Genomic DNA, 19,143 nt, shown 5'->3' on the forward strand with positions numbered 1-19,143 from the left:
GAAAAGGTAATAGAGATGGAATGCTTGCCAGAAATTGTTAATGAAACAGGAAAAAGCACAAACATTCCATATTTGAGAGGAGGAGAATGTCCGATTAGGGAAGTTTTGAAAGAAATATCACAAAGCAAAATATTTAAAAAAAAGCAGTCAAAAAAGATTTGTTGTGGTATTTAATGACTGCCCCTATATTTTTTACTCTGTCTGATTGAAAATCTTTGTTAAAAGTGATAAAATTATAGATATAATAGTAAAAAATAGATTAATTTAATGAATAAAAAGATGAAGGGGGAAATATGCTGCATGAATTGGCTATAATTATTTCGACTTGGATAATTCCATTTGAGAGGATACATTATTTGATAATTATTATTCTAGCGGTGGCGGTGCTGTTGTCGGATAAGTCGCCGAATGCGATGCTTGCCTGGATTTTCACGATTTTTACGTTTCCGGTTGGTGGGGCGATTTTGTATCTTCTGTTTGGGATTAATTGGAGAAGGAATAAAATAATTTCCAAGAAGATGAAGGGGGAAGAAAGAAAACTGTATTCAAAGATTTTTAATTTTATGCAGCGAGATGTGTCAGATATTTTTAGATCTAAAGATTTTTTTTATTATAATCGGCTGGAAAATGTAGATAAAAAAGCTGATAAAATGAGTGAAACTGAAACAAAGAAAAAAATACGCAATCAAATTGATACAATGATAGCAAATATTGGGCTGCCAGATCAGCAAAGGGAAATTGTGAAAATGCTTTACGAGGCTGAAGGGACTTTTTTGACAAATAATGATTCATATAAGCTATTTTACGGTGGAAAAGAGGCTTTTGATTCAATTCTTGCAGATATCGAGAATGCAAAAAGTACAATTTATATGGAATATTTTATTTGGAGAGCTGATGAACTGGGGGAAAGAATAAAAAATACACTTTTGAAAAAGGCTAAGGAAGGAGTTAAAATAAAACTGCTTTTTGATGGAGTGGGGACTTGGAAATTGCCGAGAAAATATAAAAAAGAACTTAGAAATGCTGGAATTGAGATAAGATGGTTTTTGGATGTGAAGTTTTTTATTTCCAAGATGAATTATCGGAACCATAGGAAAATAGCGTTAATTGATAATGACATAGTGCATACTGGCGGTATGAATGTGGGACAGGAGTACATTGACGGAGGAAAGAGGTTTGACAGCTGGAGGGATACGAATATCCGGATTACAGGGGAAATAATCGGACAGTATCTTGCGATTTTTGTAACAGACTGGTTAAACAGTGGTGGGAAAGATGATTTTATTGAGGATATGAAAAGAGAGGCAGTCCACGAACTGGAAGAACAAAAGCCGATAGATAAGCAAGAAAAACTGGAATATCTGATGCAGGTTTCTTCGAGCGGGCCTGACACCGAATGGACAACATTGAAATATCTGTATTCCAAAATGATTGCAGTGGCAAAAGAGGAAGTGTTGATTCAAAGTCCTTATTTTGTTCCTGACACTGATTTAATTTCACAGTTAAAGATGGCGGCTCTTTCGGGAGTAAAAATAAAGATAATGGTTACAGGAGTGCCAGATAAGAAAATGCCCTACTGGATAGCAGAAACTTATTTTGCGGAGCTGATTGAAGCTGGAGTTAAGATTTTTCGGTATAAAGCGGGATTTTTACATAGCAAGAATGTGATAGTGGATGAAAAAATATCTACAATAGGAACGTGCAACTTTGATATGCGGAGTTTTGAAATAAATTATGAAGTAAATTCGGTATTTTATAATGAAGAGATTAGTAAGGAGTTGAAAGCACAATTTATAAAGGATCTGGAAGTGTGTGAGAAATTTGATGAGGCAAGGTTAAAAAAGGTAACTTTTATGAAGCGACTAAGAAACTCTGTATTTAAGCTGATTTCACCAATAATGTAAAAAAATATGGCGGGTATAGGAAGGGAGTAAAATGGAAAAGAATTTCACGAAGGACGGGCTGATACTTTTGAATAAAAGCAAGGGGATAAGTTCGTTTGGGGCGATAAATCACCTGAAAAGAGTAATAAAGGCTAAAAAAGTGGGACATGCGGGGACTCTTGATCCAATGGCTGAAGGGCTTATGATTGTTATGATTAATGATGCCACAAAATTTTCTGACGGCTTGATGAAAAGGGACAAGGAATATTATGTGGAAATGGAGCTTGGGTATAAAACTGACACTTATGATTCGGAAGGGGCAATTATTGAAAAATATGAATCTGAAATTAATATTGCTGATTCTGAAATAATTAAGGCTGTAAACAGTTTTAAGGGAAAAATAAAGCAGATTCCGCCAATGTATTCGGCAATAAAGGTTGAAGGAAAAAAACTTTATGACTTGGCAAGAAAAGGGATTGAAGTGGAAAGAGCCGAAAGAAATGTAGAAATATCGGAAATTAGGGAAATAAAAATAATTCGTCCAGATAAAAATTCAGAAAATTCTCAAAATATCAAGATTTCATTTTACGCAAAAGTCAGCAGTGGAACTTACATCCGTTCATTAGTTTACGATGTTGGGGAAAAATTGGGAGTTTTTGCCACAATGACAAGGCTTGTGAGGACTAAAATCGGGAGATTTGACATTGAAGATGCGATTACTTTGGAAAAGGCTGAAGCTGAAATTGGAAAATTGAAAGAGCTTGTGGAGGCAAAAAAGGAAAATGAGTCTTTCTGGGCTACAAAGAGCGATGCTACCATAAGAAGTGAAAAAATTCGGGAAATAGTCTGTTTTGTGGAAATAGAGTATATATTAGATTATTTTGGGATAAATGTTTCCAATGAGAAGTATAGCAAGCTGAAAAATGGGATGACGGTAATTGATACATTTAAAAAATTTGAAAATATAAGCAAAGAAATTAATAAAAAAGAGCATATTAAAGAAAATCAGAGATTTAAAATATATGTGCGAAACAAGGATACGAATGAGAGAGAATTTCGGGGAATTGTGAAAATTGTAAATATTCGGGGGGATAGAATTTATCTAAAAAGAGATAAATATTTTTTGTAACTTTCAGAATTGAGAAGTGGTGATAATAATATATGAAGAAGTCAAATAAATACGTATTTGATATTGAAGTTTTTCCAAATTACTTTTGTATTGTGTTAAAAAAGTTAAATGATGACAAAATATTGATTATTGATTCAGACAATTTTAACCGTCAGAAAAAACTTTTGTACGACATAGTTTCTAAAAATGTACTAATTTCGTATGCTGGACACGGGTTTGATGATATTGTAATTAATAATTTGTTAAAATATAGAAATACAAATGCAAACAGGAAAAAATTAAATAATGAATTAAAAATAATAAGGAATATGCCAAAAGGCGAGTATAAAAATGAGAATCACGAATTTTACTCATATGATTTGGCTTACGAATATAATTTGAATCTTGGTGTAAAAGGATTTGAGTTTAATTGTGGGGATAATATTGAGGAGCAGGATTTTGCCAATTTTAATTACGTAATTAAAAAAAATATATATGATAAGATTGTTGACAAAGTGATTGATTATTGCCTACAGGATGTACTGGCAACAGAAAAAATGTATAATTTTATAATATCAGAAAAAAGCAACTGGGATGAAAAGGAAAATCTTTTGAACATCATTACGAATGGAAGTTACAGTAACAATATGAAACTTAAAAAGAAAATAAAATATTTGAATTATAACAATGATAAATTAATAACTTTAATTTTACACGGTGAAACTTCCATTTCCAGTCAACTGAAAATAAATTATTCAGCTAAGGTAAAAATGAATGACTATAATAATTATTTGCAGGAAAAGGTTTATAAATTATCAATAAAGAAAGACTATCTGTATGAATGGCTGCTTGGTAATAAACTTTTTTTTGGAAAAGATAAAAAAATAATAGATAAAATACCCGAAGAACTTTTATTAAAATCTTCATTTGTAAAAGATACAGTAAATAGATACAGGATAAGTATTGTAAAGCGGATAAAAAAGGTTTTTGCAAAAGAGAATATAAATGTGATTGCAGCGTCAGAAAATAATATTTTTATAACAAATATAAATGATGAAATTTTAAATAAAATAAAACTTCAAATAGATGATAAATATAAAAATATTTTTGAAATAACCGATGTGGATAATTTTTTGAAAAACAAAAATTCCATTTTGTATAAAATAAAGAATAAAACAAGGGGAACAAATGAATATCGTTATAATAAGCTGATTATGCCAAGGAATCATATTTGGATAGCAGAAGTGCTTAAATTGTATTTTTGGGAGAAAAAGGATGTAACAATGGCTGTGGAAGAGATTTTTGCAAAAAATCCTGACATATTTTTTATGTATGCCTCAGTTTATGAAAATATTTATGCTTGCGATAAAAATGGACAAATGTTATTTGAAAGCAGGGAAGTACTGGACAAATTTAGAAAATATCGATTATATTTTGCAAAAACGGGACTACATAAAGCTGTTATGCAAAAGCAGGAAAAATATTATGAAAAATATGGCTTTGGCGATATAAACAGCAATTTATACAAGGTAAAAAAAGTTGGAACAAGTGTAAAAGAATTTACTGATTATAAAGATATTGACTTAAAAAGTTATGCAGATTATGCTCAAAATTATATACAAAAATATTTTTAGAACATATGAGCACTCTTGCATACAAACTTGAGGTGTGATATAATAAAAAATACATAAAAATAGTAGGAGAAATATGAGAATTTTGGGGATAGATCCTGGTACTGCGATAGTAGGATACGCTATTGTGGACTATGAAAACGGGAAGTATACGTCACTTGACTATGGATGTATTTTTACAGATAAGGATGAGGATATGCCAATAAGGCTGGAAAAAATTTATGATGGGCTGGAAAATGTTATAAAGCTCTGGAAGCCAACGGATATGGCTATCGAAGACTTATTTTTCTTTAAAAATCAAAAAACGGTAATAAAGGTGGGACAGGCTCGTGGAGTTATAACTTTAGCAGGGCAGAAAAATAGGCTGAATTTATACAGCTACACTCCGCTGCAAGTAAAAATGGGGATTGCAAGTTATGGAAGGGCTGACAAGAAACAAATTCAGGAAATGGTAAAAATAATCTTAAAGCTAGACGAAATTCCAAAGCCTGATGATGCTGCGGATGCTCTTGCAATAGCAATTACCCACATTAATTCCAAAATAGGCTTTGGCGGATTTGACAGGGGAGATAACATTACAAAAAAATTAAATAAAATTACTTCCAACCGAATAAAACTGGAAGATTACAAAAAATTAATGAAATAAATAAATTTGTATGATAAAATAAACTTAAATAGAAAGAATGGTAGATAAAATGAACATAGTTCTATTAAATCCAGAAATTCACGTAAATACAGGAAATATCGGAAGAACTTGCGTCTTAACAAACACAAAATTACATTTAATAAAACCTCTTGGTTTTGAACTGGATGATAAAAAAATTAAACGTGCAGGGCTGGATTACTGGAAAAACGTACAACTTTTCGTATGGGAAAATTTGGAACACTTCTGGCAGGAAAACATTGAAAATAATAATGCAAAAATCTATTTTGCAACAACAAAAACAAAACAAAGATACACAGATGTGAAATTTAACGACAACGACTATATAATGTTCGGGCCTGAATCACGTGGAATACCTGAAGAAATATTAAATAAATACAAGGAAAATAATATCACAATTCCAATGTTACCACTTGGACGTTCGCTGAATTTGTCCAATGCTGTGGCGATTGTGCTGTTTGAGGCTTTGAGGCAGAATAATTTTGAATATTAGTTTAGATTTTATAAAATTAAATGAGAAAAATAGAATTTAGGAGAGAAAATGAAACAATATCTGGATATGGTTAAGTATGTGCTTGACAATGGAGTAAAAAAGGAAAATAGAACTGGAGTTGATACAATTTCAACTTTTGCCTATTCGTATAAAGTTGATTTGAGCAAAGGTTATCCACTTTTGACAACGAAAAAAATGTATTTTAACTCGATGTTACACGAGCTGTTCTGGTATCTATCGGGAGAAGAGCATATTAAAAATTTGAGAAAAAAGACAAAAATATGGGATGCTTGGGCAGATGAGGAAGGAAGGCTGGAAACGGCTTATGGAAGATTCTGGAGAAGATATCCTGTGCCTGAGATTTCGCTTGATGGGGAAGTTTTTGCTGATGAGAATAATCCTTGGGTTACAAGAGAAGAAAATGGGCAGCTTGTATTTGATCAGATTCAATATATAATTGACACTTTGAAGGAGATGAAAACTAATCCTAATCATAAAAATGGAAGAAGAATGATAGTTCTGGCTTGGAATCCAGGAAATGCGACAATCAGTAAATTGCCGCCATGCCATTATACTTTTGCATTTAATGTGCTTGGGAATAAACTTAACTGCCATTTGACTCAAAGAAGCGGGGATATTGCACTTGGAATACCATTTAATCTGGCTTGCTACTCACTGCTTACAATGATGATTGCGAAAGAATGCGGATATGAAGTTGGAGAATTTGCTCACACAATAATTGATGCCCACATTTATGAAAATCACATTGAGGGGCTAAAGGAACAGTTGACAAGAGAGCCATTAAAACTTGCAAAAATCAAGATTGCAGATAAGCCATTCAATGAACTTGCATTTGAGGATATTACGCTGGAGGACTATGAAAGTCATCCTGTGATTAAATTTGAAGTTGCAGTTTAAAAATTAAAAAATTAAGGAGCTTTGATGTTTAGTTTAATAGTTGCTGTTGGGAAAAATAATGAAATTGGAAAGAATAATCAGCTTTTGTGGCACATTCCTGAAGATTTGAAAAATTTTAAGAAAATAACGACAGGAAAGACTGTTATTATGGGGAGAAATACTTATGAAAGCATAGGTAGAGCTTTACCAAATCGAACAAATATTGTTTTGTCCAGAAATTCTTTGGAAATGGAGAAAAAAATAGAAGAAGATAGAAAAAAATATGAAAATGAAACTACGAAGCTGGAGTTTTATGATGATTTTCAAAAAGTTATCGAAAAGTATAAAGATTTGAAAGAAGAAATTTTTATTATTGGTGGAGGGGAGATTTATAAAAAATCTCTTGAAATGGGAATTGTAAATAGAATTTATATGAGCCATGTTGATTTTTCTGATAGTGAGGCTGATACTTATTTTCCAAAAATTGATTTGAATGAGTGGATAACTTTGACGAAGGAAAATTATGATGGCTGGAAATTCTGTATTTATGAAAAAGTTAATGTATAGGGCAAATAAGAAGCTAAAAAGGAGAAAATAATGTCTAGGCTTAGATTTACGAAGGAAGTAGTAATTGAGGCGGGATATGAATTGATGAAAAAAGAGGGGTTTCAAAATATTAGTGTCAGGAAAATTGCTAATTATCTGAAATGTTCGACGGCACCGATTTATTTTAATTTTAGCACAGTCGATGAATTAAAGGAAGAAATCATAAATATGTGCAAGGAGAAATTAAAAAAATATTTATTTGGAAATTATTCTAAAAGGAAGATATTAAGCGGTGCAATTGGTTTTGTAATATTTGCAAGGGAAGAAAAAGAATTATTTAAGACAATTTTTCTAGATACGACAGAAAGATTTGAAAAACTTTATGAAGAAACGTTAAGGGAACTTTTGACAAAGGAAAATCTGTTGGAAAGTTTTCCCGCCTTGGAAGAAGATGAGGCTAAAAATGCTGTAAATAAAATATGGTATTTCTTATTTGGATATGCAACTATGCTTTGTACAAGGCTTGACGATAATTATAGAAAAAATGAAACAAATGAAATTATAGAAAACAAGATAGAAGATATAGTGAAACATTTTAAAATGCAAATTTAAGAATAATTTTATAAAAAATAAGAAAATATTATAGTAATATTGCTTTAAAATCAAGCTTAAAAATTATATTATGTTATTAACTTTAGATTTATCTGATTTTATAAGCCTAATACTTACAAAGTTTGGATGTATAATTTTTATAATAAAAAAGTAATGGGAGAGAAAATGAATAAATATAAACTTTTAGGTGCAATTCTTCACATTGTGTATAGAATACTCAGCTTTATGACACGAAAGGAATATTTTTATGCAGACGGAGTAGAAATGAATGCTCCGAATATTGTCGTTTTTTGGCATAGAAAAATTTTTACAGTGTGCAATGCCACAAGAATCATTAAGAAAAAGGCATCTATCGTAAGTGCGTCAAAAGATGGTGAAATATTGGCAGAATTACTTAAAAGAGAAGGAAATGAACTAATTCGGGGTTCATCAAACAGGGATAATATAAAAAGTTTGAAGGAAGCTATGAAATATGCAAAAAATGATTACACGCTCGGAATTGCGATTGATGGGCCAAGAGGGCCTATTTTTGAGCCAAAGGCGGGTGCAGTCTTTATAGCACAGAAAACAGGAATGCCGATTGTTCCAATCAGTTCCTATTGCAGTAAAAAATGGATTTTTAAAAATATGTGGGATAAGCTGGAAATACCGATACCTTTTGCAAAGTGCGTGCATTACGTTGCAGAACCGTTTTACTTGACAAGAGAAACTTCTTTGGAAGACTCAATAAAACTGGTGAAGGAAAAAATACACGAAGCTGGAAACAGGGCATTTGAAATTTATAATAATAAGTATAATAAAAATATTGAATTTAATGAAGAAAGTTTTGAATAAATAATAATTTTAAAAATATAAAAACAGACATAAATAAATTATGAAATCAGAGGGAGGAATAAAATATGTCAAAACCATTTTACATAACAACGCCAATTTATTATCCTAATGCGGCACCACACGTGGGAACAGCCTACACAACGATAATTTGTGATGTTGTATCCAGATACAGAAGGCTAACTGGAGAAGAAGTCGGCTTTATGACTGGAGTGGATGAACACGGACAGAAAATTCAGGAAGCTGCTGAAAAAAATGGATTTACACCGCAACAGTGGGTAGATAAAATGTCGCTTAATTTCACAACTTTATGGGAAAAATTAAATATTTCAAATACAGATTTTTTGAGAACGACGCAGGAAAAACATTTGAAAACCGTAAGGGAAATAATTAAAAGGGTGCAAGATAAAGGAGATATTTACAGAGGAGAATATGTTGGCAAATACAGCGTTTCGGAAGAAACTTTTGTTCCAGAAAATCAGCTTGTTGATGGAAAATACATGGGAAAAGAAGTTATTGACGTAAAAGAAACTTCATACTTTTTTAAATTATCCAAATATGAAAATGCACTGTTGGAACATATTGAAAAAAATCCTGATTTTATAAAACCGGAAGGAAAGAAAAATGAAGTAATTGCCTTTATAAAGCAGGGGCTTCAAGACTTATCAATTTCAAGAACAACATTTGACTGGGGAATACCATTAGAACTGGAAAAAGGGCATATAATCTACGTTTGGTTTGATGCATTGAATATTTACTTGACTGGAGCAGGATTTTCGACTGATACAGCACAATTTAATAAATTCTGGACAAATGGAACTGTAAATCACGTTGTTGGAAAGGATATTTTAAGATTTCATGCTATTATCTGGCCTGCGATGTTAATGTCGGCTGGAATAAAGTTGCCTGATACGATTGCAGCACATGGCTGGTGGACTGTGGAAGGTGAAAAAATGTCAAAATCACTTGGAAATGTAGTTAATCCTGAGGAAGAAGTGGAAAAATATGGACTTGATGCTTTCAGATATTATCTGATGAGAGAGGCAACTTTTGGACAGGATGCCGATTATTCTAAAAGGGCGATGGTTCAGAGAATAAATGCTGACTTGGCAAATGATTTAGGAAACTTGCTTAACAGAACGATTGGAATGCAAAAGAAATATTTTAATTCAGAAGTTGTGTTAAATGAAGTTGAGGAAAGTTTTGATATTGAAGTTAAGGAATTGTGGAAAAATACATTGACAGATTTAGATAAACACATAAATAATTATCAGTTTTCTGAGGCATTAAAGGACATCTGGAAATTTATTTCAAGAATGAATAAATATATTGATGAATGTGAGCCTTGGAAACTTTCAAAGGATGAAAGTCAAAAAGATAGATTGTCAACAGTTATGTACAATTTAGTTGATTCACTTTACAAAATTGCAGTATTAATTTCGCCATTTATGCCTGATACAGCACAAAAGATGATAAATCAGCTAGGAATTGACAAGGATGTTACAAAATTACATCTGGATGATATAAAAGAATGGAAAAGCTATCCTGTTGGAAATAGATTAAATGAGGCAGTTCCGCTGTTCCCAAGAATTGAACTGGAAGAAGAGCCTAAAAAAGAATACAATGAGGACTTGAAAATTGAAAATCCAATTACGATAGATGATTTTAATAAAATTGAAATGAAAGTCGTTCAAATTGAAAAAGTAGGGAAAATTGAAAATGCGGATAAACTGCTAAAATTCATTGTAAATACGGGAAAAGAGAAAAGACAGATTATTTCAGGAATTGCAAAATGGTATCCGAATGAGCAGGAATTAGTCGGAAAAAAAGTACAGGCTGTATTAAATTTAAAACCAGTTGAGTTAAAAGGGGAAATGTCACAAGGAATGCTTTTGACAACAACAGAAAAGAAAAAAACAAAATTGGTAATCATAAATGATGAAGTGAAAATTGGAACAACTGTAAAATAGACAGTTTGAGTATGAATCTGAATTTGTAAACTAAAAAGATAAAAGAATAAAAAAGTGGGGGGACAATTTTTAAACGAATAGGAAATGTGATAAAAATATGAAAAAATGGATAAATATATTATTTGTGTTATTACTTTCAGTATCTTGCTCAAAAACAGATAGTGGTTATGATGCACTTGAAAAAAGTCTTATTGGAATTTTAGAAAAAAAAGACTATGAATACATAATGAAAAATATGAATGAATCAGCAAAGGCGGGGAATGAGGATATTTATGGACTTGCCTACACTTACCTTGCTGAAAATGGGACAATGTTCTTTAATAGATATATGAAAAAAAGTAAAGGTATTGCCGAATATTATCAGGCACTTTTACTGCAACAGACTAATGGAGATGAAAGTCAAATTCTGGATTTACTCGAAAGTGCGACAAAGCAGGGGAATATAAAAGCATACTATATGATTGGAAGCATTTATGAAAATAAGCTGGAATTTACAAAGGCACAGGAATACTTAAAAAAAGGTAAGGATGCTGGAGAAATTTATGCTCTTTACTCCTATGAGTACAATAAAAATTTGATGAATTTTTATAAACGTATAGAAGAATTAAATAAAAAATTAAATGATGGAACAATTTCAATGGAGGAAAAAAAGGAACTTGGGACATTAGTTTTGGAAAAAGTTTCTAATATTGAAAAAGCATATGAAATTTTAAAAGATTTCTTGTCTGAAAATTACTCACCTGCACTTTATGCAAAGGCAAAATTACTGGAAAAAGATGATAAAGAAGAAGAGGCGGTACAAATTTACAATCAGATATTTTCACAGAATAAATATTATCTTGCAGCGTTTGAACTGGCCTCACGTCTTGTAAAAGGTGAAAAAAACTATGATTTGGCATTAAAAATACTGGATGATACAAATTCGGATGAAGTCCTTATTTTAGGATACAAAGGGTTTATCTATGAAAATTTAAAGGATTTTACAAAAGCGGAAGAATTTTATCAAAAGGCGGCTAACAAGAATGATATTGATTCAATGAACTATTTGGGACGTCTATATGAAACTCAAAAGGAGATAAAAAAAGCTAGAAATATTTATAATAAGGCATATTTATTAGGTTCAATTTCAGCAGGATACAAACTTGCCTATATTCTGGAAGACATGGAAAAAGGTAAAAATCCTGCAAAAGCGGAAGAAACAGAAGTAAAGCAAAGCAAGGAAGCCAAAAAAATACTGGAAAGACTGGCAAACAGTGGAGATGATTATTCAATGGTTGATTTGAGCCTTTACTATCCAGAAACTGATAAAATGGTAAGATTACTAAATTTAAAAGCAGCCGCAAAATTAAATACAACAGCTTTTTATAATTTAGGAGTTCATTATTATAACAAAAAAAATAAAGATAAGGCAAAATTTTATTTTAGAGTTGCTAAGGAAAATGGTTATGATATTGGAGAAATTTTTGATGCATATATAAGTAATTAAAAAATTAAATTGATTTATATGTTGAAATAATAGATGTAAAAATAAATATTTTTATAGGAAATTCTAATAATAACAGTGTATACTTGTATAGTAAAATATTGTTTTGAACAAAAAAAAAATTAAGGAGAAAAAATGAAAAAAATAATTTTAATGATGTCTTTACTTCTGCTATTTATAGTATCTTGTGGAAGTTCAAAGGAATTTAGTGTTGATGTGGAGGGAAAAGGTAAGGTACCTAATTTTGAATTAAAGGATTTAAATGGCAAAACGGCTGAAAGTGCGAAAATAATGAAGAATGGTAAAAAAACATTGTTTATTGTAGCGGCTGAATGGTGCCCTCATTGTAAGGAGGAAATGCCGGAAGTGCAAAAGTTCTATGATGCAAATAAAGATAAAGTAAATATCGTAGTTGTGTTCTCTAATTCTCAATCGAGTATTGGAAAAGTGCAAACTTATGTAAAAAATAACCAATATACATTCCCGATATATTACGATGAGAGTGGTGCAATTGCAAGAGGATTTAATGTTACAGGATTTCCGTTTAATGTAAAGATAAACAATGGAAAAGTTGAGGAAACTCTTGAACTGCCTGTAGATTTTGATTCATTGACAGCTGAATTTGCAAAATAAAAGTCTTTACAAATAAGGAAATATGTGATAGAATAACACTTGAATTTATACTATGAATATAAGTTTGCCGCTATATTCTTGGTTTAAATAATAAATATTAGGAGGAAATACAATGGCATTAAAACCAAAAAAAGAAATTATTGAAGAATTTGGAAAGAACGCACAGGATACAGGATCTGCTGAAGTGCAAGTTGCATTAATTACAGATAGAATCAGCCACTTGACAGCTCACTTGAAAACACATCCTAAAGATGTTCACTCAAGAGTAGGGTTATTAAAAATGGTTGGTAAAAGAAGAAGATTATTAAATTACATCAAAAATAGAAACGTAGATGATTATAGAGCATTAATCGGAAAATTAGGAATCAGAAAATAGTAATTAATATAAAAGAGCGTATTTATGTATGCTCTTTTTTTAAAAATAAATTTCAAGGAGTTTGAAAATAGGATGAAATATAAAATAAGTGAAGAAATAACAGGTTTTTTTGTTATTTTATTAAAAAAAGTTTTGTCGATTTTTTCTCTTAAAGTGAGGTATAAAATTTTTGAGAGTTTTGGAGTGATTGCTTATTACGCTATAAAAAAGCGGCGGTTACTTGCGATAGATAATATAAAAAATGCCTTTCCTGAAAAAGATGAAAAAGAAGTCCAGAGAATTGCAAAAGAATCGTATAAAACGATGGGAAAAATGATTATGACTTCAATTTTTTTGGAGGAAATTACACAAAACGAAAATACAGTTGTGGAAAATGAAGAGCTTATGAGAAAGGCTTGTGAAAATAATGAAAAAGCTGTTTTAATTGTATCGCTTCATCTTGGCGGGTTTGAAGCTGGGAGTAAAATGAGGGATATTAGAAAGTTTTACGCAGTTTTTAGAAATCAGAAAAATAAAAAAATTAATGATTTAATGACAAAATGGCGTGAAAAGGGTGGACTTAATTCGTTGCCATTGCACGACAGCAAGGCGTTAAGCGGAGCAATAAATGAAAAATCAATTATTGCGCTGGCTTCAGATCATTACGGGAAAGATGTGAATGTAACTTTTTTCGGAAGGGAAACGACTGGAGTGGCAGGGCCTGTACTGCTTTCGATGAAACATAAAATTCCGATAGTTCTGGCTTACGCAGTGTTTGACGGCGATATAATCCGTGTTAAGAATAAGAAAATTATTGAAATTGAAAAGCAGTCAAAATTAAAGGAAACAATGCAGTACAATATGCAAAAAATTTATCATGAATTTGAAGAAATTATTAGAGAATATCCAGAGCAGTACATGTGGCAGCATAACAGATGGAGAAATAAGAAGAAATAGTGCAGAAAAAAGTAAAAATTTATTTTTTCTAACTTGAATATGTGAAAAAATTATGATAAAATTAAATGACGAAGTTTTTGGAGGAAAATATGAAAAAATATTTATGTCTATTTATTTTGTTAATTCTGATGAGCTGTACCAGTTTAACAGCTTCTACTAACAAAATATCACGTACTGAAACGAATGCGATCAGTACAGAGATAATGAAAGTTACAGAAGATTTGAAGGAAGCTGCCAGCTTAAATGAATATGATAAATTAAAAGAAATTTTTTTACCTACATTTAAAAATAATATTATTGTAAAAAAAATGCAAGAATACGATCTTTCGGGATTGACATTTGTTTTTTCTGATGTAAATGTCGTATCAAAAAACAAGGCAAATAACGTAATGGTAATTAATTTTGCCACAGCGAGCAATTATTATAAACTAACATGGAAAAAGACAGATGGTAATACTTGGAAGATTTCAAATGTAGCTGAAAAAAAATAAGAAGGGAGAAAAATGAACATATCAATAACTATTCTGTTGATTGTTATTTTTTCTTTTTTGACTTTTTTTATAGCTTATTTTTTTGGGAGTTCGATATTTAAGAAAAAATATGGAGAGTTAAGCGAACTGGAATTAAAAATCGTTGATGCTAAAAGAAGACTGGAAACATCAAAAAAAGAAGTTGAAAGAGAAATAGAATCGTTTAGGAAAGAAGAAACATTAAAAGTAAAAGAAGAATTATTAAATGAGAAAAAAATAGCAGATGACGAGATAAAAAAAATGAAATCAGAACTTGCTACAAAAGAAGAGAGAATTGCAAAAAAAGAAGAAACATTAGAAATGAAAATGGAGCGCCTAGAAGAAAGAGAACTTAAGAATGACAGGTATCGTGAAAAGTTGTCCCGTAAGGAAAAAGAGCTGGATGAAATGATTGCAAATGAGGAAAAGGAACTGGAAAGAATTTCAGAACTTACACAGGAGGATGCCAGAAAAATTATTTTGACTAAACTTGAAAATGAGCTGGATCATGATAAGGCTGTATTAATAAGAGATTATGAGTATAATTTGGACAGGGAAAAGGATAGAATTTCAAAAAGGATTATTTCCACTGCGATTGGTAAAGCGGCATCAGATTATGTAGTTGATTCGACAATTTCTGTTATTCAGCTTCCAAGTGAAGAAATGAAAGGTAGAATTATCGGACGTGAAGGAAGAAACATCAGAGCCATAGAAGCAGCAACAGGAGTTGACTTGATAATTGACGATACACCTGAGGCAGTTGTTTTATCTTCATTTGATGGAGTCAGAAGAGAAGTAGCTAAAATTGCACTTGAAAAACTGATTTCAGATGGGCGTATTCATCCAACAAAAATTGAAGAAGTTGTTGCAAAGGCACAGCATGAAGTGGACGAAAGCATAATGGATGCGGCGGAACAGGCAATCCTTGAAGTTGGAATTCCAACATTGCCACGTGAAGTCTTAAAGGTATTTGGACGTCTAAAATTCAGAACCTCTTTTGGCCAAAATATTTTGCAGCATTCAATAGAAGTCGCACACATAGCAGCTGCTCTTGCAGCAGAAATCGGAGCAAATGTGGATATAGCCAAGAGAGCGGCATTGTTGCATGACATAGGAAAAGCCTTTTCGCATGAACAGGAAGGTTCACACGCCTTAAATGGTGGGGAATTTTTAAGAAAATTCTCAAAGGAAAGTGAAATCGTAATAAATGCCGTGGAAGCACATCATAATGAAGTCGAGCTGTTAAGTATAGAAGCAGTTTTAGTACAGGCAGCAGATTCAATTTCAGCCTCAAGGCCGGGAGCAAGACGTGAAACATTATCAAATTACTTAAAACGTCTGGAACAACTTGAAGAAATTGCCAACAGCCACGAAGGAATTGAAACTTCATATGCAATTCAGGCTGGTAGGGAACTAAGATTAATTGTTCATCCAGATAATATTGATGATGACAAGGCTACAATACTGGCTAGGGAAGTAGCAAAAGAAATCGAAGAGAAAATGCAATATCCAGGGCAGATAAAAGTTACTGTTATCAGGGAAACTAGAGCTGTGGAATATGCAAAATAAATAAAAATGAGTTAAAAAGAGAGCTTATCCGTTAAAAATATCTTTGAGATAATTTTTATTCTGGAGGCTCTTTTTATAATAAAACAAGCTTAAAATTGAAAAATTAAAATATAGAAAAAATAAATTAAGAAAAACTATAAAAAAATGGTAATATGTAGTATAATACATATTATAAATAGAAATGTTGAATAAATTTGGAATGAAAAGGAATGATTTTAAATGAAATTTTTGATAATTGGTGATATTGTCGGTAGGCCAGGTAGAAATACATTATTTAAATATTTGGAAAAACGAAAACAGGATTATGATTTTATTATTGTAAATGGGGAAAATTCAGCTGGTGGATTTGGGATAAATGTGAAAATTGCGAAGGAAATGTTTGAGCGGGGAGTAGATGTTATTACTCTTGGAAATCATAGCTGGGATAAAAGGGAAATTTATTCATATATAAACGAACAGAAGAATTTAATCAGGCCTATAAATTTTACAAAGGAAGCACCAGGAAATGGTTATACAATCGTTGCTAAAAATGGAGTGAAAGTGGCAGTTATAAATGCACAATGTAAAGTGTTCATGCCACCGATTGCTTGCCCGTTTTTGGCAGTAGAGGAAGTTTTGCCTAAGATAAAGGAAGAAACTGATATTATTATTCTTGATTTTCACGGAGAAGCAACTTCTGAAAAACAGGCTATGGGATGGAATTTGACTGGAAAGGTATCAGCTGTTTATGGAACACATACACATACACAGACTGCAGATGAAAGAATTTTGCCAGGAGGTACTGCATACATTTCAGATATAGGAATGACAGGTGGACATGACGGTATTTTGGGAATGAACAGACGTGAGAGTATTCAAAGATTTAAAGATGGGATGCCAACAAGATATTCAGTTTGTGAGGAAAACTTGCGAATTAATGGAATTGAGCTGGAAGTGAATGAGAATACTGGGAAAGCAGTTTCTATAAAACGTGTAAACATGGGATATGATGAAATATAAAAAATAGGGGAAAATTTAAAAAATGAAATGGATAAAAGTAAAGGTAGATTATTTTTCAGATGATTTGGAAGAAACTAAAATAAAATTGGTAAATATGTTTGATGAAATTGGGATTAAGCAAATTGAAGTAATTGATTATTTTTCTGAAAATGAACTTGATTATAATGTCAATTTTTCTAGTAAAAATGATGTTTGGAGCATAATTGGGTATATTGTGGATAATAGATTTGCAAATACAAAATTAAATATTATTTTTAATAACTTAAAGGAATTTCAGAATGCAGATACGGAATTTATGTATGAAATTTACACAGCCAAATGCAATGACGAAGACTGGCAGGATGAATGGAAAAAATATTTTCACACTATAAATATAACTGACAATATTGTTATAAAGCCTAGCTGGGATAAATACGAGCCATCTGGTAATGAAATTGTGATTGAAATTGATCCAGGGCTTGCTTTCGGTACAGGGACGCATGAAACGACTTCACTGTGTGTGGAATTTTTGGAAAAATATGCAGAAAACAGGGAGAAAGTGCTGGATATAGGATGTGGATCAGGGATTCTGATGTTAATTGGAAAAAAATTAGGTGTGAAAAAGGTTGTTGGAATTGATATTGATGAAAAAGTTCGGGATGTGGTTTTGGAAAACTTTTCTAAAAATGATATAAATAACGATTTTGAAGTGATAATTGGAAATCTTGTGGATGATGTGAATGAAAAATATGATTTGGTTGTGTCAAATATTTTGGTAGATGTTCTGGAAAAGTTGCTTGAAGATATAGAAAAGATTTTGGAAAAAGGTGCAACGGTTATTTTTTCTGGAATTTTGAATGAAAAGGAAGAGGCGTTTGTAAAAAAGGCTGGAAATTATAATTTGAGGCAAATTGATAGAAAAGAAAAAAATAATTGGGTATCGTTTGTTTTTAAATATGAAAATTAATAAAAAGCTAGAATTGTAAAAGTAAAGATTATAAAAATTAAATGACAATAGTATTTTATAGCAGCAAATCATGACTGTTTATTGAAAAATGGAGAAAATTATGAAAAATCAAAATAAAAATAAAAAAACAGTATTAATAGGATTTTGTAGACTCTTGAAATTAACTAAATAAAATAGAAAGTAGGGAAATATGATAATTGCTATTGATGGGCCTGCTGGAAGCGGGAAAAGCACCATTGCAAAATTGATTGCAGACGATTTGGGGCTTGTTTATCTTGATACGGGGGCAATGTATAGGCTCGTTACGTTAAAGGCTTTAAATGATGGGATTTTAGGTAATTTAGAAAAAATTGAGGAAATGCTGAATAATTTGAATATTGATATTAGGGGAAATAGATTTTATCTGGATGATATTGATGTGAGTGAGGAAATTAGAAAGCCTGTTGTTTCAGGAAATGTATCTGATATTGCGGCAATACGTGAAGTACGTGAAAAAATGGTGGATTTGCAGCGAAAACTTTCAAAATCAAAAAGTGTTATTCTGGATGGACGTGATATTGGAACTGTTGTTTTTCCAAACGCAGATGTAAAAATATTTTTAGTTGCGGATGCAAAGGAAAGGGCAAATAGACGTTATAAAGAGCTTATTGAAAAAGGGGAAAATGTTAGAATTGAGGAAATTTATGAAAATATTTTAAAAAGGGATGAAATTGATTCTACAAGGAAGGAAAGTCCGCTAAAAAAAGCTGAGGATGCAATTGAAGTGGATACAACTTCTAAAAATATTGAAGAAGTAAAAAATGAAATTTTGAAAATAATTAAGAAGAAAATCTAGAGCAGTGTCATTTTTTATTTGAAATAGAAATCTTATTTTAATCATATATATAATTTTTTTTAGTCTAAAAATTGTTATAATTTACATTTTTTTAAAATTAGAAAATCCATAGAAATGTAAAAAAATGAAAAAAAATGAGAAATTTTAAAAAAAACACTGGACAAATATTGAAAATAGTGTATAATAGTTTAGTAATTTACAAAAAGAAAAAAATTGGAGGTT

19 protein-coding genes are annotated in these 19,143 nt (G+C 31.2%); all 19 read left to right on the forward strand.

Features of this window, described 5'->3' with window-relative positions:
- Positions 1–293: 293 nt before the first annotated feature.
- The 19 genes from cls to cmk all read left to right on the forward strand — a co-directional run bounded on the left by cls (position 294) and on the right by cmk (position 18,921).
- Positions 294–1,904 (forward strand): cardiolipin synthase, encoded by a 1,611-nt coding sequence (gene cls, locus K324_RS0113125; RefSeq protein ID WP_026749533.1) that lies wholly within the window; start codon positions 294–296, stop codon positions 1,902–1,904.
- Positions 1,905–1,935: 31 nt separating this feature from the next.
- Positions 1,936–3,012 carry a tRNA pseudouridine(55) synthase TruB gene (gene truB / locus K324_RS0113130; RefSeq protein WP_026749534.1) on the forward strand — a complete coding sequence of 359 codons (1,077 nt, stop codon included), beginning with the start codon at positions 1,936–1,938 and terminating at the stop codon, positions 3,010–3,012.
- Positions 3,013–3,044: 32 nt separating this feature from the next.
- The gene (locus K324_RS0113135) at positions 3,045–4,625 is read left to right on the forward strand and encodes a hypothetical protein (RefSeq protein WP_026749535.1); all 1,581 of its coding nucleotides are present in this window, start codon (positions 3,045–3,047) and stop codon (positions 4,623–4,625) included.
- A 73-nt stretch (positions 4,626–4,698) separates the two neighbouring features.
- On the forward strand, positions 4,699–5,268 hold the full coding sequence (ruvC, locus tag K324_RS0113140; protein ID WP_026749536.1) for a crossover junction endodeoxyribonuclease RuvC: 570 nt from the start codon (positions 4,699–4,701) through the stop codon (positions 5,266–5,268).
- Between the two features lie 49 nt (positions 5,269–5,317).
- The gene (locus K324_RS0113145; RefSeq protein ID WP_026749537.1) at positions 5,318–5,779 is read left to right on the forward strand and encodes a tRNA (cytidine(34)-2'-O)-methyltransferase; all 462 of its coding nucleotides are present in this window, start codon (positions 5,318–5,320) and stop codon (positions 5,777–5,779) included.
- Between the two features lie 48 nt (positions 5,780–5,827).
- Positions 5,828–6,697 (forward strand): thymidylate synthase, encoded by an 870-nt coding sequence (gene thyA, locus K324_RS0113150; protein ID WP_026749538.1) that lies wholly within the window; start codon positions 5,828–5,830, stop codon positions 6,695–6,697.
- Between the two features lie 24 nt (positions 6,698–6,721).
- Complete coding sequence (locus K324_RS0113155; RefSeq protein ID WP_026749539.1) at positions 6,722–7,243, forward strand: dihydrofolate reductase; 522 nt, start codon at positions 6,722–6,724, stop codon at positions 7,241–7,243.
- Between the two features lie 30 nt (positions 7,244–7,273).
- Entirely contained in the window at positions 7,274–7,834 is a 561-nt protein-coding gene (locus tag K324_RS0113160; protein WP_026749540.1) for a TetR/AcrR family transcriptional regulator, read from the forward strand.
- A gap of 165 nt (positions 7,835–7,999) precedes the next feature.
- Entirely contained in the window at positions 8,000–8,668 is a 669-nt protein-coding gene (locus K324_RS0113165; protein ID WP_036095853.1) for a lysophospholipid acyltransferase family protein, read from the forward strand.
- 65 nt (positions 8,669–8,733) lie between these two features.
- Positions 8,734–10,635, forward strand: a complete 1,902-nt coding sequence (gene metG, locus K324_RS0113170; RefSeq protein ID WP_026749542.1) for a methionine--tRNA ligase — start codon at positions 8,734–8,736, stop codon at positions 10,633–10,635.
- 97 nt (positions 10,636–10,732) lie between these two features.
- Positions 10,733–12,121, forward strand: coding sequence for a tetratricopeptide repeat protein (locus tag K324_RS0113175; protein ID WP_026749543.1), 1,389 nt, complete (start codon positions 10,733–10,735; stop codon positions 12,119–12,121).
- Positions 12,122–12,253: 132 nt separating this feature from the next.
- Positions 12,254–12,751 (forward strand): TlpA family protein disulfide reductase, encoded by a 498-nt coding sequence (locus K324_RS0113180; protein WP_026749544.1) that lies wholly within the window; start codon positions 12,254–12,256, stop codon positions 12,749–12,751.
- A 112-nt stretch (positions 12,752–12,863) separates the two neighbouring features.
- On the forward strand, positions 12,864–13,127 hold the full coding sequence (gene rpsO, locus K324_RS0113185; RefSeq protein ID WP_026749545.1) for a 30S ribosomal protein S15: 264 nt from the start codon (positions 12,864–12,866) through the stop codon (positions 13,125–13,127).
- 72 nt (positions 13,128–13,199) lie between these two features.
- On the forward strand, positions 13,200–14,063 hold the full coding sequence (locus tag K324_RS0113190) for a lysophospholipid acyltransferase family protein (protein WP_026749546.1): 864 nt from the start codon (positions 13,200–13,202) through the stop codon (positions 14,061–14,063).
- A gap of 89 nt (positions 14,064–14,152) precedes the next feature.
- On the forward strand, positions 14,153–14,554 hold the full coding sequence (locus K324_RS0113195; protein ID WP_026749547.1) for a hypothetical protein: 402 nt from the start codon (positions 14,153–14,155) through the stop codon (positions 14,552–14,554).
- Positions 14,555–14,566: 12 nt separating this feature from the next.
- Positions 14,567–16,141, forward strand: a complete 1,575-nt coding sequence (gene rny / locus K324_RS0113200) for a ribonuclease Y (RefSeq protein WP_026749548.1) — start codon at positions 14,567–14,569, stop codon at positions 16,139–16,141.
- 219 nt (positions 16,142–16,360) lie between these two features.
- Positions 16,361–17,140 (forward strand): TIGR00282 family metallophosphoesterase, encoded by a 780-nt coding sequence (locus tag K324_RS0113205; protein ID WP_026749549.1) that lies wholly within the window; start codon positions 16,361–16,363, stop codon positions 17,138–17,140.
- A 22-nt stretch (positions 17,141–17,162) separates the two neighbouring features.
- Entirely contained in the window at positions 17,163–18,086 is a 924-nt protein-coding gene (prmA, locus tag K324_RS0113210; protein WP_026749550.1) for a 50S ribosomal protein L11 methyltransferase, read from the forward strand.
- 190 nt (positions 18,087–18,276) lie between these two features.
- A complete protein-coding gene (cmk, locus tag K324_RS0113215; RefSeq protein WP_026749551.1) occupies positions 18,277–18,921 on the forward strand; it encodes a (d)CMP kinase in 645 nt (214 codons plus the stop codon).
- The last annotated feature ends 222 nt before the right edge of the window (positions 18,922–19,143 follow it).

It is taken from the genome of Leptotrichia trevisanii DSM 22070, assembly GCF_000482505.1.
Taxonomy (GTDB): Bacteria; Fusobacteriota; Fusobacteriia; order Fusobacteriales; family Leptotrichiaceae; genus Leptotrichia; species Leptotrichia trevisanii.